Origin of the sequence: Amycolatopsis sp. NBC_00345, from assembly GCF_036116635.1 — a bacterium.
Taxonomy (GTDB): domain Bacteria; phylum Actinomycetota; class Actinomycetes; order Mycobacteriales; family Pseudonocardiaceae; genus Amycolatopsis.
This window is the reverse complement of sequence record NZ_CP107995.1, coordinates 1,882,395-1,897,845: the sequence shown is the minus strand read 5'-3', so window position 1 is coordinate 1,897,845 and position 15,451 is coordinate 1,882,395. Positions and strand designations below refer to the sequence as shown.

At 72.7% G+C, this 15,451-nt stretch carries 10 protein-coding genes; all 10 read right to left on the bottom strand.

What is annotated here, in order from left to right:
* Positions 1–60: 60 nt before the first annotated feature.
* Positions 61–3,387 (bottom strand): serine hydrolase, encoded by a 3,327-nt coding sequence (locus OG943_RS08370; RefSeq protein WP_328609123.1) that lies wholly within the window; start codon positions 3,385–3,387, stop codon positions 61–63.
* Positions 3,384–4,373 carry an ABC transporter ATP-binding protein gene (locus tag OG943_RS08365; RefSeq protein WP_328609122.1) on the bottom strand — a complete coding sequence of 330 codons (990 nt, stop codon included), beginning with the start codon at positions 4,371–4,373 and terminating at the stop codon, positions 3,384–3,386. Before OG943_RS08365 ends, OG943_RS08370 begins: the two co-directional genes overlap by 4 nt.
* A complete protein-coding gene (locus tag OG943_RS08360; RefSeq protein ID WP_328609121.1) occupies positions 4,370–6,268 on the bottom strand; it encodes a dipeptide/oligopeptide/nickel ABC transporter permease/ATP-binding protein in 1,899 nt (632 codons plus the stop codon). The genes OG943_RS08365 and OG943_RS08360 overlap by 4 nt, the downstream gene beginning before the upstream one ends.
* Positions 6,269–6,380: 112 nt before the next feature.
* Complete coding sequence (locus OG943_RS08355) at positions 6,381–7,379, bottom strand: ABC transporter permease (RefSeq protein WP_328609120.1); 999 nt, start codon at positions 7,377–7,379, stop codon at positions 6,381–6,383.
* Positions 7,379–8,974, bottom strand: coding sequence for an ABC transporter substrate-binding protein (locus tag OG943_RS08350; RefSeq protein ID WP_328609119.1), 1,596 nt, complete (start codon positions 8,972–8,974; stop codon positions 7,379–7,381). The genes OG943_RS08355 and OG943_RS08350 overlap by 1 nt, the downstream gene beginning before the upstream one ends.
* A 9-nt stretch (positions 8,975–8,983) precedes the next feature.
* Entirely contained in the window at positions 8,984–9,883 is a 900-nt protein-coding gene (locus OG943_RS08345) for a serine hydrolase (RefSeq protein WP_328609118.1), read from the bottom strand.
* Complete coding sequence (locus OG943_RS08340) at positions 9,883–11,277, bottom strand: serine hydrolase domain-containing protein (protein WP_328609117.1); 1,395 nt, start codon at positions 11,275–11,277, stop codon at positions 9,883–9,885. The genes OG943_RS08345 and OG943_RS08340 overlap by 1 nt, the downstream gene beginning before the upstream one ends.
* Before the next feature lie 134 nt (positions 11,278–11,411).
* On the bottom strand, positions 11,412–12,311 hold the full coding sequence (locus OG943_RS08335) for a serine hydrolase (RefSeq protein WP_328609116.1): 900 nt from the start codon (positions 12,309–12,311) through the stop codon (positions 11,412–11,414).
* On the bottom strand, positions 12,308–13,576 hold the full coding sequence (locus OG943_RS08330) for an MFS transporter (RefSeq protein WP_328609115.1): 1,269 nt from the start codon (positions 13,574–13,576) through the stop codon (positions 12,308–12,310). The genes OG943_RS08335 and OG943_RS08330 overlap by 4 nt, the downstream gene beginning before the upstream one ends.
* Before the next feature lie 125 nt (positions 13,577–13,701).
* Positions 13,702–15,390, bottom strand: a complete 1,689-nt coding sequence (locus OG943_RS08325; protein WP_328609114.1) for a PucR family transcriptional regulator — start codon at positions 15,388–15,390, stop codon at positions 13,702–13,704.
* Positions 15,391–15,451: the final 61 nt, after the last annotated feature.

Here is a 15,451-nt window from a genome sequence, read left to right as displayed (position 1 = left end):
CCACGCCGTCAAGGACTCCTTGCCTACCCTCAAGGTAGGCAAGGAGTCCTTGACGGCCACTCAGGACACCTTCGGCGTCGCCCGCACGCCGTAGTGCACGTACGGCTCACCAGTCGGCAGGGTGTAGAAGACGACCGGCGTCCAGTTCTCCGCGCCCGGCTCCCGGAAGACGAAAAGTGTGTCGGTGACCGGCACGAGGTCGAACTCCCGCGTCTTCTCCGGCAGCAGGTCCGCCAACGGCCCGGTGACCGTGTTCCGCAGGCGCAACCCGCCGTCCTCGCGCAGCACCTCGGTCAGCGAGCCGGCCCGTTCGTAGACGCCGAGGTGGCGGGTCGCGTCGACGGTGACCGGGACCGGCGGCGGTTCGAGCGGCTGCGGCATGGCCACACCGGCCAGTTCGGCGAAGATCTCCCGGTACAGCTCGACATACAGGTCGTGCGCGTTGCCGCCGTTGGTGAGCAGGGTGACCGCGAGCCCCTGGTCCGGCAGCAGCCGCAGGAACGCCGACTGGCCGATGGTGTTGCCGTCGTGGCCGACGATCCTCGTGCCGTTCCAGTCGTCCCGGATCCAGCCGAGGCCCCACGAGTCGCCGATGGTGTGCTGGTCGGGCACGTCGGCCTGCTTCTCGACCATCGCGGCGGCGGACTCCGCCGTGAGGATCCGCTCCCCGGCCGCGGTGAGCCCGCCGGTCAGGTGCAGCCGGGCGAACGCGAGCACGTCCGCGGCCCGCGCGGAGATCAGCCCGGCCGGGCCCATCGACCGGGGCAGCTGCCAGGTGGGCACCGGCTCCGGATCGGCGTCGCCCACCGCGGCGTGGCCGACGGCGGCGCGGAACAGCAGGGCCTCTTCCGGGAGCGTGACCGTGTGCGTCAGCCCTAGCGGGGTGAACAGCTTCTCCCGCATCGCGGCGTCCCAGGTCAGCCCGGTCAGCTTCTCGACCGCCCGGCCCATCAGCACGAAACCCGCGTTGCAGTAAGAGAAAGTCGCGCCGAGCGGGTGGTTCTGCGCGGTCTCGTCGAGCTGCTCGACGTAACGCTCGATGCAGTCGTCGCCACGGCCGGTGTCGGTGAAGACGTCGCCGTCGATCCCGCTGGTGTGGGTCAGCAGGTGGCGCATGGTCACCTGCTTGGCCACGTCGGGATCGGCCAGCCGCAGTTCCGGCAGCACGTCGGCGATCGGCGCGTCCAGGTCGAGCCGCCCTTCGTCGACCAGCCGCAGCACCACGGTCGAGGTCCACACCTTGGAGATCGAGCCGATCTGGAACAGCGAGTCGTCGGTGACCTCGACCCCGGTGGCCTTGTTCAGCACCCCGTGGCTCGCGTGCACCTCCTCGCCGGTGCCGACCCGCAGAATGCCCAGTGCCGCACCGGGAACGCGGTACTTGCGCGCCAGTTCCGCCAGACGGCGGCGCCAGTGCGCGGCCTCGATCGGCACCCGCACCACCCCGTCGGCCGGGGGCGCGTACTGCTCCACCCAGTCGACGACGCGCCGGTTGAAGTCGGCGCGGTGCGAGGGCGGGCCGTCGAGGATGAACAGGTGCGCGCCGCCGGGGTAGAGCACCAGGCGGGACGGCACGCCGCGCTCGCGCAGGGCGGTGAACCACTGCTCGGCCTGCCCGACCGGGCAGCGCTCGTCGGCCGCGCCCTGCACGACCAGCGTCGGCGTCCGCACCTTCGCGACCTCGGCCAGCGGCGAGAACGGGGCGTACTCGTTCTCCCACGAGTGCGTGCCGAGTTCGCTGACGCCGAGGTAGTGCCCGGCGTCGGAGGTGCCCGCCATGCTGGTCAGGTCACTGACCACGCCCCCGGTGACGGCGGCGGCGAAGCGGTCGTCACGGCTGGTCAGGTAGCAGGTCATGAACCCGCCGTAGCTGTATCCCGTGACGGCGAGCCGGTCCGGGTCGGCGAGGCCCTCGGCCACGAGCTGGTCGAGTGGTTCGAGGAAGTCGGAAGCATCGGCCACGCCCCAGCCGCCGACCGCGGCGGTGTAGAACGCCTCGCCGTAGCCGTCGCTGCCCCTCGGGTTGAGCATCAGCACCGCCCAGCCGCGCGCCGCCAGCACCTGGTGGTAGAGGTGGGCCGAGTCGGCCGCGCCGTTCCAGGCGTTGTGCGGGCCGCCGTGGATGTCGAGCAGCAGGGGCAGCGAGCCGGTCCGCGCGGGATCGCGCACCAGCCAGCCTTGCACCACGGTGCCGTCGCCGATGGTGAACTCCCGCTCCTCGCGGACGAACAGGTCCACTTCGGACAGCGCCGCGCCGTGGCTGGTGCGCACGTCGGCCGGTCCCCCGGCCAGGTCGAGCACCGCGATCTCGCCGAACGACGTGTCCGTGGCCAGCACGACGGCCACCGTGCCGCCCGCGATGTCCATTCCGGACACCACGCGGCCGGCACCCGCCAGTACCGCGCTCGGACCGCCACCGGCGACGTCCACTTTGTACAGATGAGTGCAGCCACGGTCCCGGACGCCGAACACCACGGTGTCGCCGTCCGCGGTCAGCTGCGGGAGCGCGCCCGGGTAGCCGGAGCCGCCGGACATCACGTTGCGGTCGAGGGAGGCGGCCAGGTCGACGGTGCCCCCGCCGTCCAGCGGCACGCGCAGCAACCCGAGGTGGCCGACGGCGGTGTCGGCCCGGCCGACGACCAGCAGCGCCTTGCCGTCAGCCGTCCAGCCGACCGGGCCGGCCATGCCCTCGCCGGACCCGATCAGCCGCGGCTCGGCGATCCGCGCGGTCACGTCGAGAACGTAGGCCCCGGAACGGAAAGTGAGGTCGGCGTCGCCGTCGCGGGCCGCGGAGAACGCCAGCTGCGCGCCGTCGGGCGACCAGGTGGGCTCGCCCGCGTGCCAGTCGCCGAAGGTGACCTGCCGGACCTCGCCGGTGCCGGCGTCCAGGACGTGCAGGTGCTTGCGGACGGTCTTGACCAGCCCGGCCCCGTCCGCCTTGAAGTCCAGCCGGTCCGCCACGACCGGGACGTTCGGCGCGGGCGCGCCGTCTTCCGCGGTCAGGTCGACCGCCGCCGAGAACGCGATCTTGCTCCCGTCCGGGCTCCAGACCGGCGCGCCCGCGCCGAGCGGGAGCTTCGTGACCGGCTCGGCCTCGCCACCAGCCGCCGGCAGGAGCCACACCTGCGGCGGCGCCTCCTCGGCACGCAGGAAGGCGATCCGGGTGCCGTCCGGTGCCCATTTCGGTGCCCCGTCGGAGGTTCCGCGCGTGAGCTGCCGGGCCTCCCCCGTGCTGGAGCCGACTTCCCACAGCGTGTCCACGTTGCGGTCCGCCTCACGGTCGACGGTCCGCAGGACGTAGACGATCCGGCTGCCGTCGGGCGACAAAGCGGGCTGGCTGGGCACGGCGATGTCGTACAGGTCTTCGATGCCTAAGCGTCGGGTCATGCGCTGGCTCCTCGGGAGATCGCGGGCTGGGTGTCCTCGCTGAAGTGGCAGGCGGCCGAGTGACGGCGGTGTGCCGCGTCCTCGGCCGGATCCGCCCGGAGGCAAAGTTCACGGCCGGACCGCACGAGCGGGCCGACCGGGCATCGGGTGTGGTAGCGGCAGCCGCCCGGCGGGTGGTGCGGGTCGGCGGGTTCCGCGTCGGCGGTCTCGCCCGGCTCGTCGGTGCCGATGTCGAACAGGGACTTGTGCGCCGAGGGGGCCGCGGCGAGCAGATCGCGGGTGTAGGGGTGCTGGGGATCGGTGAGCACCTGGTGCGCGGGACCGGCCTCGACGATGCGGCCCAGGTACATCACCGCGACGATGTCGCTGACATACCGCACCACGGCGAGGTTGTGCGAGATGAACAGCATCGACAGGCCGAGCTGCCGTTGCACGGACCGCACGAGGTTGAGCACCGCGCCCTGCACCGAGACGTCGAGCGCGGAGGTGATCTCGTCCGCGATCAGCACCTCCGGCCGTCCCGCCAGCGCGCGGGCCAGTGCCACGCGCTGGCGCTGCCCGCCGGAGAGCTGGCCCGGCCGCTGCCCGGCCCGGTCCGGGTCGAGGTTGACCAGTTCCAGCAGCCGCGCGACCTCACCCGCCCGCGCCGCCCGGCCGGACAGCGCGCCACGCGGGATCGCCTCGGTGATCGACTCGCCGATGCTCATCCGCGGGTCCAAAGAGGAATACGGATCCTGGAACACCATCTGCAGCGGACGCCGCCGGGGCAGCTGCCGCACGTCCACCCCGCCGAGCCGGACCGCGCCCGCGCTGACCGGGGCGAGCCCGACCGCCGCGCGGGCGAGCGTCGACTTCCCCGAGCCCGATTCGCCGACCAGCCCGACGACCTGTCCCGAAGGGACGGTCAGGCCGACCCGGTCGACCGCGGTGAGACCACGCCGCCCGCCGTACCGCACGCTCACCGCGTCGAAGACGAGATCGCTCATTCCGCACCTCCGGCGGTCACGGTCTCCCGCTCGGGCACGGAAACCGGCGTGTCGTCCGGATGCCAGCAGGCGACCCGGTGCACCGGCGTCACCCGCTCCAGCGCCGGGTCGTCGGTGCGGCACCGGTCGGTCGCCGCCGGGCAGCGGGCGGCGAACGCGCAGCCGGCCGGCATCCGGCCCGGTTCCGGCGGGCGGCCGGGGATCACCGCGAGCGCCGCGGTGCGATCGGTCTCGAGATCCAGCGTCGTGGCCAGCAGCGCCCGCGTGTACGGATGGCGCGGGGTCACGCCGGGGTCGGACGGCAGGTCCTCCACGACCCGCCCGCCATACATGACCAAGATCCGTTCGCAGGTCTGGGAAACGACCGCGATGTCGTGGCTGATCAGCACGATCGCGGTGTCCCGTTCGGCCCGCGTCCGCGCCAGCAGGCGCAGCAGCTGCCGCTGCACCGTGACGTCCAGCGCCGTGGTCGGCTCGTCGGCGATGATCAGCCGCGGGTCGCCCATCAGGCCCATGCCGATCATCGCGCGCTGCCGCATCCCGCCGGAGAACTCGTGCGGGTACTGCCGGGCCCGCCGCTGCGCCGCCGGGATCCGCACCGCGCGCAACCGGTCGACGGCCCGCGTGAACGCCTGGGCCCGCGAAAGTCCGTGGTGCTGCTCGGACACCTCCGCGAGCTGCCTGCCGATCCGCCGGGCCGGGTTGAACGACGTCATCGGGTCCTGGAACACCATCGCCAGCGACGTGCCGAGCAGCCCGCGCAACTCGCGCTCCGGCGTCGTCAGCACGGGTGTGCCCGCGAACTCCAGCCGGTCCGCGGTGACGACGCCGGGGGCCTCGATCAGCCGCGACACCGCCAGCCCGGTCAGGCTCTTGCCCGAACCGGACTCGCCGACGACGCCGATCGCCTCGCCCGCCCGGACGGTGAAGCTCACGCCCCGGACGGGCACCGTCCACCCGCCCGGACGCGGGAACGCGACTCGGAGGTTCTCGACCACCAGCACGGCGTCGTCGTGCTCCGGCGACGCCTCCGCGCGGGCGTCGGTGACCGGCGGCGGTCCGGGCCGCGGAGCGCGGGTCCGCAGGCCGATCACGCCGGCGACCGTCTCGCCCGTCAGGTTGAAGGCGAGGCCGGCCAGCACCACCGCGACGCCGGGCGCCAGCGCCGCCACGGGGTTGAGGTAGATCCCGTTGAGCCCCTCCCCGAGCAGCCGTCCCCAGTCGTAGTCGGGCGCCTGCACGCCGATCCCGAGGAACGACAGGCCCGAGAAGGCGAGCAGCGCGCCGCCGGCGCCGATGGTGGCGTTGACCACCAGCGGTTCCCCGATGTTGGGCAGCACGTGCCGGACCAGCAGCCGGATCCGGCCCACCCCGGCGACCCGGGCGGCCGCCACGAAATCCTTGCCGGTGACCGAAGCGGCCATCGTCTGCGCCAGCCGCGCGACCGACGGCGCCAGCGCGAAACCGACCGCCAGCACCGCGCCCTGCGTGCCCACCCCGAAGATGACCGAGAAGAACAACACCAGCAACAGGCCGGGGAACGCGACCGCGACGTTCACCCCGGCGATCAGCAGCCGCCCGAGCGGGCGCGGCAGCACCGAGGGCAGCGTGCCGAGGACGAGCCCGGTCACCACGCCGAGCACCGTGGCGAGCAGGGCCAGCACGATCGACAGCCGGGCCGCCACGAGGACGCGGTAGAAGATGTCGCGGCCGAGTTCGTCGGTGCCCGCCCAGTGCGCCGCCGACGGGCCCTGGGCGATCGCGTTCGTGTCGATCGCGAAAGCCTGGTCGTGCCACAGGACCGGGCCCAGCACCGCGAGCGCGATCACCAGTACCAGCAGGACGGCCGAGAACGCGCCCAACGGGGTGCGCAGGGCCGCGAGCCATTTACTCATCCGACCGAAAGTAGGCGGATGCGGTCTGCAGCCGACCTGCTCGTCGCAACCCGTTTCCGCCGTGGCTGCCGTCGGATTAGTAACGACTGGCACAGTTGCGCGCCGGTTCATGTCAGCCCTCCCGGATCGTCGAGCGCGGGTCGAGCACGGCCAGCAGCACGTCGACCGCCAGGTTCACCAGCAGCACCCCGACGCCGTAGACGAGCACGATTCCCTGCACCAGCGGGTAGTCCTTCTGCAGGATCGACTGCGCGATCGTCGAGCCGAGGCCCGGCCAGGCGAAGACGTTCTCCACCAGCACGGTGCCCGCGACCAGCCCGGTCAGCATCATCCCGCCGAGGGTCAGCGTCGCGGTGAGCGCGTTCGGCAGCGCGTGCCGGGCGTAGACCAGCCTCGCGGGCAGCCGTTTCGCCCGCGCGGTGCGAATGAAGTCGTTGCCCAGCACGGAAAGCGTCTCCACCCGCACGATGCGGGAGAGCACCGACGCCGGGCCGAGCGCGAGGGCGATGACCGGGAGCACCAGCGATCCCGATCCCTCGTGCCCGGCCACCGGGAACCAGCCGAGCTGGACCGCGAAGAACGCCACCAGCGCCACCGCGACCAGGAACTCGGGGATGGCGGCGAGCAGGACGGTCGTCGAGGTGAACGCCAGCTCGCCGCCCCGGCGCCGGCCGCCGCGGGTCAGCACGGCGAACAGGAGGCCGAGCGGGACCGCCACGACGATGACCGCCGCGAAGGCGGGCAGCGCCAGCTCCAGCGTCGCGGGCAGCCGGTCGCCGATGACCTGCGAAACCGGCACCCCGCTCAGCATCGACGTGCCGAAGTCGCCCCGGACCAGCCCGCCGAGGTAGTCGAAGTACTGCAACCACAGCGGATGGTCGAGGCCGAGCGCCGCCCGCCGGGCGTTCACCAGCTCGGCCGGGGCGGTCAGGCCGAGCGCCGCGCGGACGGGGTCGCCCGGGATCAGCTGGATCATCAGGAACGCCATCGTGACCAGCAGCCACAACGAGACGGCGAACCGGCCGAGGCGGCGCAGCCCGAACGACAGCCAGGGCCCGGCCCGCGGACCGGGCACCGCGGCGGTGGCGGTCGCGGCGGTCAGGTCCGTCATCAGGAGTACATCCGGATCGACGACGGCTTGATGGCGCCCTGGCTGATCTCGAACCGCGCGTTGTCGCCGAAGGTCGGCACGACCGTGTTCGCGAACGGCACCACGTCCAGCCGCTCGAGCAGGGCCGATTCCGCGGCCGTCCAGCTCGGGCAGCCCGCGTCCGCGGCCATCGACGCCGCCTTGCCGGTGAGGGCGTCGTACTGGGCGTTCTGGATGTGCGCGAAGTTGGTGCCCTGCGGCGGCAGCGGCCCGGACACGAACGGCACCAGCTGGCTGGGCAGCGTGAGCCCCAGCGGGACCATCGAGATGTCCCAGTCCCCGGTGTCGAACAGCACCCGGCTCACCCCGGGGCCGTCGACGCCCTTGAGCGTGAGGTCGGCGCCGATGCCCTTCAGGGACTGCTGGACCAGTTCGGCGGCCGGGGCCGCGGTCGGGCCGAGCTGCGTGCCGTAGACGGCGGTGAGCGCGAGCCGCTTGCCGTCCTTGACGCGCACGCCGTCGGCCCCCGGCTTCCAGCCCGCCGCGTCGAGCGCGGCCTTGGCGGCGCCGGCGTCGAAGCCGGGCAGCTTCCCGTCGACCGATTGGCCGGTGCACGCCAGCGGCTCCCCGGTGACCAGGCCCGTGACCGGCACGCCGATGCCGCTGGTGAGCACCTTGCCGACCTGGGCGAGGTCGAGCGCCTGCACCAGTGCCCGGCGCACGGCCGGGTCGCCGCTGGGCCGTCCGGGCGCCTGGTTGAAGAACAGCTCGCCGACCGAGAGGGTGTAGTCGGCGTGGAACAGCTTCTGCGCGCTCAGCCGCCGCGTGTCCTGGCCGGTGATCGCGCCGGCGTTGACTTCCCCGGACAGCAGCAGGTTCGACGTCGTCGTCATGTTCTGGATGACCCGGACGACCACCTGGTCCGGCAGGCCGGGCTGCTCCCGCTGCCACGCGCCGGGGCCCCAGGTGTAGTCCTTGCGCCGGGTGAGCGTGTAGTGGTCGTTCGGCACGATCTCGGTCATGGTGAACATGCCGGTGCCCTGCTGCCCCTTGGCGAGCGGCGCGCGGTCGGCCAATCCCTTGGCACAGACGATCGGCACGCCGCCCACGTTGCGGAGCAGGAACGCGTCCGGCGCCCCGCTGGTGATCGTGACGGTCCCGGCGCCGTCGTCGCCGACCGCCTTCGTCCCCGGCTTGACCGTGACCCCCGCGATCGGCGACTTGTTCGCCGGATCCCCGACGAAGTTGATGTTCGCGGCCACGTCGCGCGCGGTCAGCGGGGCGCCGTCGGCACAGGTGACGCCCTTGCGCAGGGTGAAGGTCGCGGTGGTCGTCGTGGCCGTCCACTTGTCCGCCAGGCTCGCGACCGGCTTGCCCGTGGCGTCCAGGGTCACCAGGCCGTCGTAGAGGAACGCGTCGATCTGCCGGGTGGTCCCCAGGACAGTCATGGCCGGGTCGAGTGATCCCGGGTCGGTCGGGACCGCGAGGGTGAAAGTCTTGCCGTCGGCCAGTTTCTGGTTCGCGGTCCGGTCCGGCCCGGACGCGGTCGCCCCGCAGGCACTCACGGTCAGAACCACCACGCCCGCCACAACGGCGGTGAGCTGAGCTGTCTTCACGGGGTTCTCCTACGGGTTCACGGGCAGCGCGCGAAGGTGGTCGACGGCGAGGCGGGCGGCCTTGCCGATGGAGGCGTCGACCCGGGGCAGGCGGTCTTCGAGCGATCCGGCGCGGGTGAACACGGCGACGGCGAACTGACGGCCGTCCTCGTGGGTCACCACCCCGGCTTCGTTGCGGATCGCCGGCAGCGTCCCGGTTTTCGCCGCGATCGACACACCGGCCGGGAAGCCGGACGAGATCCGGTGCGGCCAGATCTGCTGCGCCATGATCGCGCGCACCTTCTCGCACGCGGCCGGTTCGCCCGCCCGGTCGGTCCAGACGGCGTCCAGCAGCGTGGTGATCTCGCGCGGGGTCGACGACGTGGTGCGCTCCGGGTCGAGCACCGAAAGCTGCCACAGCTGTTCCGGCGTGGCCGCGGCGAGGAGTTCTTCGATGTCGCCGGAAGCGGCCCCGAGGTCGGCGGCCAGCGTGGCGAACAGGTCCTCACAACAGCCGATCAGCCGCGTCCGGGACAGCCCGAGGTCCGTGAGGACGCGGTCCACCGCCGCCTGCCCGACGCGGTGGTACACGACGTCGGTCGCGGCGTTGTCGCTCATGGTCAGCATGAAGCGCGCCAAGTCCCGCCAGGTCATTTCGACGTCGTCGGCACAGCCCGCGGTGCCGATGCCGCCGATCCGGTACCGCGCGGTGACCCGGGTGCGCTCGGTCTCGTCGAGCCGGCCCGCCACCACCTCCCGGGCGTAGGCGACCGCGACCGGGATCTTGAACACCGAGGCGAGCACCACCGGGTCGTCCGCGCCGACCCCGACCTCGGGGCCGCCGGTCACGCCGACCTCTCGCGCGTGCACGAACCCCCGCGCCCCCGCGTCCGCGAAGACCGCTTCGATCTCGTCGCCGATCGCGCTCATCAGCCCACCCGCCGGTCGGCCCGGCCGGTGTGGAGGTACAGCGCCCGCCCGTCGCCGTCGTCACCGACGAACGCGTGCGACATGTACGCACCCGGGAGCTGCGGATGGGTGGCGACCAGCGTGTCGCCCCTCCAGCCCAGCAGCTCGGCCTTGTCCGTGGCCCCGCTGCCGCTGGCTTCGGCCATCACCCCCTTCGCCGTGTGCTCGATCCACAGCCTGCCGTCCTCGTCCTGGCTGACCACGGTGTCCGCCACCCGCGACGAGTACTCGCCGACGTAGCGGGCCGCGTCGGCCGGGGCCTCGGCGGCGTTCGGCTCCGGCAGCGCCGGGACTTCGACGCCGGCCAGGTCGCCCAGCACCTTCCGGAAGATCTCCAGGTACACCCGCAACGGCTGCCCGCCGTTGGTCAGCAGGGCCACCGCGACGTCGTGGCCGGGGACCACCCGCAGGAACGACGACTGGCCGATGGTGCCGCCGTCGTGGCCGATCACCGGACCGCCGGCCCAGTCGAAGAGCATCCAGCCGAGCCCCCAGGCCCCGCCTATCAGGCCGAGGTCGGGCAGTTCCACCTGCCGCTCCCGCATCGCGCGGACCGACTCCGGGGCGAGCACCTGGGTGCCGTCGTCGGCCCGGCCGCCGTTGAGGTGCATCCGGACGAAGGTCAGCAGGTCCCGCGGGCGCATCGCGAGCGTCGAGCCGGCCGGGGCGTTCGACCGGGCCAGTGCCCAGACCGGCGCGGGCCGCGGCGCGTCCTCCGGCGACGGCTGCAGGTGGCCGATCGCGGCGCGGTAGCGGATCGCGTCGTACGGCCCGGCGGCCGCGTGGGTCAGCCCCAGCGGCGCGAAGAGGTGGTCGCGCACGCATTCGTCGTAGGACTTGCCGCGCAGCACCTCGATGACCCGGCCGAGCACGCAGTAGCCGGCGTTGTTGTAGGAGAACATCTCCCCCGGGGCGAACAGCTGGGGCACTTCGGACAGCGTCGCGACCAGCTTGGCCACGCAGTCGTCACCCTGGCCGGTGTCGGTGAAGATGTCACCCTCGAACCCGGAGGTGTGACTCGTCAGCTGCCGGACGGTGATGCGCGCCGCGGCGTCTTCGTCGGCGAGGGCGAACTCCGGCAGGTAGGCCCGCACCGGCCGGTCGAGGTCGAGCCGCCCCTCGTCGACGAGCTGCATCGCCAGCGTGGTCGTCCACACCTTCGTGATCGAGCCGATCTGGAACACGGAATCCACTGTGGACTCCACGCCGGTGTCCGTGTTCAGCACGCCCGCCGCGTGGTCGATCACCTCGCCGCCGGCGAAGACCGCGACCGCCGCGCCGGGCACTTGGTGTTCGGCCAGGAGTACGGGCAGGTTTTCCTGGAGCCAGGCATCGATTTCGGCGAGTTTCGACATGTGCACCTCATTTTCGAGGGAAGGGAGTCCGGGAAGGGGTGGTCCGGCGTCCCCGGAATGCTAGGTCGGTGACGGAGGTCACTTGTTCGTCGGAACCGAGGACAGCGCCGGGAAAATTCGTCCGGGCCGACGAATCACGCGGCCGTCCGCAGCCACCCGAGGGCCTCGGCCGCGGCGAAGCCGATGAACGCGTCCCGCTCCGGCACCCGCGATCGCGTGTCCCCGGCCTGCGTGAAAACCCCCACGGCGTAACGGCTCCCGTCCGGGTACTCGACCACGCCGACCTCGTTGCGCACCGACGGCAGGGTCCCGGTCTTGCCGCTGACGCGGATCCCGTCGTCCGGGAACCCGGACCGCAGCCGGTGCGGCCACACCTGCAGTTCCAGCCAGCGCCGGACGTCGGCGCACGCGGCGGGCGCCGCCGCCTCGTCGCGCCAGATCAACCCGAGCAGCCGGGTGGCCTCGGCGGCCGTCGTCCGGCAGGTGTGCTCCGGGCGCAGCGCGCGCAACGCGGACACTTGCTCGTACGGCAGCTCGGCCAGCAGCCGTTCGTCGTCCTCATAGGACAGCCCGAGGTCCTCGCCGATGCTGTCCAGCACCTCCCGGCAGTCCTGCGGGACGGTGGTGTGCTCGAAGCCGAGGCGCCGCAACGACGCGTTGACGGCGTCCTTACCCACCTCGGCGAGGATCAGGTCGGTGGCGACGTTGTCGCTGATGCCGATCATCAGGATCGCCAGATCGTGCCAGGACAGCACCACCTCGTGCCGGAAGGTCGCCAGGCCGTACGGGCTGGGCGTGGGGTGTCCCGGCGCGACGGTGACCCGGCCGGCCAGGTCGAACGCGCCCTCGGCGGCCTGCCGGGCCAGTTCCAGGGCGACCGGGACCTTGAACACCGACGCCGTGACAACCGGTTCGTCCTCGCCGATGCCGATCCCGCGCGTACCACCGATTTCGGCCGCGTGCAGCCAAACCCGGACTCCCACCTCCTTCGCGCGGCGGTTGATCGTGGCGACCGTCTCGGCTGCGGTGGTCATGACGCTCCTGTCTGCTCAGGACTGGCGAAGGCGAACTGCGCGGGGTTCTGCGGGACCCAGAACGCCAGCACCACGGTGAGCAGCGTGCTGCCGATCAGGAACCCGAACGCGGCGGTGTAGGAGAAGGTCTCGGCCAGCCAGCCCATCGCGAGCGGGGCGACCGCGCCGGCCACCTGGCCGCCGAAGTTCATCACCCCCATGCCGATCCCGGTCAGCGCCGTGGGGAGCACCCGCAGCGGCAGGCCGAAGACGCCCATCGTGGCCAGGCCGAAGACGCCGAGGGCCAGCGTCTCGTAGACGGTGAACTCCACCGTGCTGCCCGCGTTCACCATGAGGACCAGCAGGACCACGGTCACCAGCGCGACCGAGCCGAGGTACCAGCGGCCGTGGTCGTGGAAGTACCGGTCGAACAGCCAGCCGCCGAGGATGGTCGTGCCGATGCTGACCAGCATCGGGATGGCGGCGGCCACGCCGGTCTGGGTCAGCGTCAGGCCACGGGCCTCCAGCAGGTAGCTGGGCACCCAGGTGATCAGGCCGTAGCTCAGCATGTTGGTGGTGCAGAACAGCAGCGTGAACTTCCAGATCACCGGCGACTTCAGCAGCTGCTTGCGCGAGACCTCCGGGGTTTTCGCCTCGGTGCGCGGAAGGCTGCTGAGCGCTTCCGGCAGCGCCTTGGGCAGGAACGCCCAGACCACGACGCCGATGACCGCGCCGACCCCCGCCATCCAGAAGAACGTGTGCCGCCAGCCGACGGCCATCAGCAGCGGGCCGACGATCAGCGGGGCCACCCCCGAGCCGATCCCGCTCGCGGACAGCATCACGCCGGCGCTGGTCGCCCGGTTGGCCGGGGTCGTCCGCTCCGCGACCGCCTTGAACGAGGCCGCCGGGAAAAGCCCTTGGCACACGCCGAAAAGCCCGCGCACGACCAGCAGCATCCCGAACGTGCCCGCCATCCCGGTCAGCGCGGTGAACACCGACCAGAGCACCAGCGTGACCAGCATCGGCCCGCGCGCGCCGAACCGGTCGGCGAGGAACCCGGCCGGGATCTGGCAGACCATGTAGACCAGGGCGAAAACGGTGACCAGCCAGCCCTGCTCGGTCTTGCCGATGCCGAACTCGCGCCCGATCAGGGGCAGCGCCATCCCGATCGAGAACCGGTCGATGTAGTCGATCGACCAGGCGAACACCATCACCGTCATGGTGATCAGCGCCGTCCGGTTGATCCGCCGCGCTGTCCAGGTGTCTTCGTTGACCACTGCCGTCATGGCGCCTCCGCGGGAACGTGGGAGAAGATCCCTCATTCTGATCAGCGCGTTCCGCCCGGAGTTCGTGCGTTCACACGAACATCCGGCGGTCTTTCGGGCCGGGGCGACGAACCCCGGCGCGGGCGTCAGCTCGCTTCGGCCTGCGACGCGCCGGTCGCCGCGCGCCGGGGCAGCAGCCGCAGCTGCAGCATGGCGGCGAACCGGTCCCCGGGGTCGCCGAGGTCGATCTCGCCGACTTCGGCGAGCCGCCGCAGCCGGTACCGGAACGTGCTCGGGTGGACGTAGGCGGCGGCGGACGCGGCGGTGATGTCCCCGAAGGCGTCCAGCCAGCACCGCAGGGTGTGCACGAGCTGGGACTGGTGCCGGGCGTCGTAGTCCAGCAGCCGCGCGACCGGGCCGGTCGCGCCGTCCCCCCGGGCCGCGGCGAGGTCGGCCAGCTCCAGCATCAGCGCGTCGACGTGGGCGTCCTCGGCCGTGGTCACCCGCTTGGCGCCGCCGCCGGTGAGCAGCACGCGCAACGCCCGGTCCGCGCCGTCGCGCGAGGCGCGCAGGCCCGAGCCGTCGAGCGCGAGCCCGCCGATGCCGATCGCCGCCGCCGCCCGGCGTCCGGTGCGCTCCAGGAACGTCGACGCGACCCGCACCGCCCGCCCCAGGCAGTCGGCGTGGCTGCCCGGCATGGGGACGATGCCGTAGGCGACGTCGCCGACGAGGGCGACGGCCGAGCGCGGCTGGACCGCGCTCAGGTGCATGGCCAGTGCGTCGGCGACCCGCTGGCGTTCCGCGACCAGGCGAAGGTCGTCGTCGGGCTCGGACGCGCCGAGCAGCCCCATGGCGAGCACGACCGAGGGCTGGCCCAGCAGGCCGAGCCGGGCGATGGCCTCCGGCGCCCCGGTGCCGCCTTCGAGCGCCGTGCTCACCAGGTCGGCGCGCAGCCGCCGTTCGACGTCCGCGCCCGCCCGCAGCCGGAGCAGGTGCAGCGCGACGAGCTTGGCCGCGTCGACCAGCGCCTGGGTCCGCTCCTCGCTCAACGGCTCGCGCACCGCCGCCCAGATCGACCCCAGCACCTCGTCGCCCGCCCGTACGGCGAGGGCCACGCGGGGCAGGCTGATCCCCTCGTGCTCGTAGCGGAGCGGGTCGACGTACACCGGGGCATGGTCGCGGTACAGCCGCTCGAAGACGCCGTCGTGTTCGAGGTCGCGGGTGAACCGCTCGGGCACCTGACGGCCCAGGATGGTCTCGACGCGGGACGAGTCGGCCTCGTCCTGGCGGCCGGAGAACGCGAGGACCCGCGAGTTGCGGTCCTCGATGGTCACCGGCGCGTCCAGGAGTGCGGCCACCGCGTTGGCGAGCGCGAACAGGTCGCCCGAGGGCAGACCGCCCAGCGTCTGCGGCGAGACGTCGCCGATGTCGCCTTCGGCCAGCAGCGTCCGCAGCATGGCGGCGAGCTGGGTCCAGGACGCGCCGGCCGCGAGCCCCAGCAGGGCGACGCCGGACGAGTCCGCGGCGCGCCGGAACTCCGGCGACGGGGTGACCGGGGACCGGACGACCAGCGCCACCGCCCCGCGCCGGCCGGCCTCGTGCAGCAGGCGGACGACCTCGTCCGGCTCCCGCACCCCGACGCCCAGCACCACGGCGTGGCGCGGGAACTCGGCGTCGTCGTGCGGATCGTGGATGACCACCCCGCCGAGCTGCTTCCGGGTGAACCGGGCGACCGCGACCGGCTCCAGGAGCACCTCCCCGAGATCGTCGAGGACACGCCCCAGAGTTGTGGGCGATAGAGTCGTGGGCGATGGGCCGGACGCCGGTGTCACCATCCCCCGAAGCTAGCCCCGGCCACGCCGGGCCCGCTGGTCCGGCGCGACCAAATCCACCCCC

What these genes read in the sequence shown, in the direction of transcription:
- OG943_RS08370 (WP_328609123.1), bottom strand. Translation starts at nt 3,387, where the DNA reads ATGACCCGACGCTTAGGCATCGAAGACCTGTACGACATCGCCGTGCCC.
- OG943_RS08365 (WP_328609122.1), bottom strand. Translation starts at nt 4,373, where the DNA reads ATGAGCGATCTCGTCTTCGACGCGGTGAGCGTGCGGTACGGCGGGCGG.
- OG943_RS08360 (WP_328609121.1), bottom strand. Translation starts at nt 6,268, where the DNA reads ATGAGTAAATGGCTCGCGGCCCTGCGCACCCCGTTGGGCGCGTTCTCG.
- OG943_RS08355 (WP_328609120.1), bottom strand. Translation starts at nt 7,379, where the DNA reads ATGACGGACCTGACCGCCGCGACCGCCACCGCCGCGGTGCCCGGTCCG.
- OG943_RS08345 (WP_328609118.1), bottom strand. Translation starts at nt 9,883, where the DNA reads ATGAGCGCGATCGGCGACGAGATCGAAGCGGTCTTCGCGGACGCGGGG.
- OG943_RS08340 (WP_328609117.1), bottom strand. Translation starts at nt 11,277, where the DNA reads ATGTCGAAACTCGCCGAAATCGATGCCTGGCTCCAGGAAAACCTGCCC.
- OG943_RS08335 (WP_328609116.1), bottom strand. Translation starts at nt 12,311, where the DNA reads ATGACCACCGCAGCCGAGACGGTCGCCACGATCAACCGCCGCGCGAAG.
- OG943_RS08330 (WP_328609115.1), bottom strand. Translation starts at nt 13,576, where the DNA reads ATGACGGCAGTGGTCAACGAAGACACCTGGACAGCGCGGCGGATCAAC.
- OG943_RS08325 (WP_328609114.1), bottom strand. Translation starts at nt 15,390, where the DNA reads ATGGTGACACCGGCGTCCGGCCCATCGCCCACGACTCTATCGCCCACA.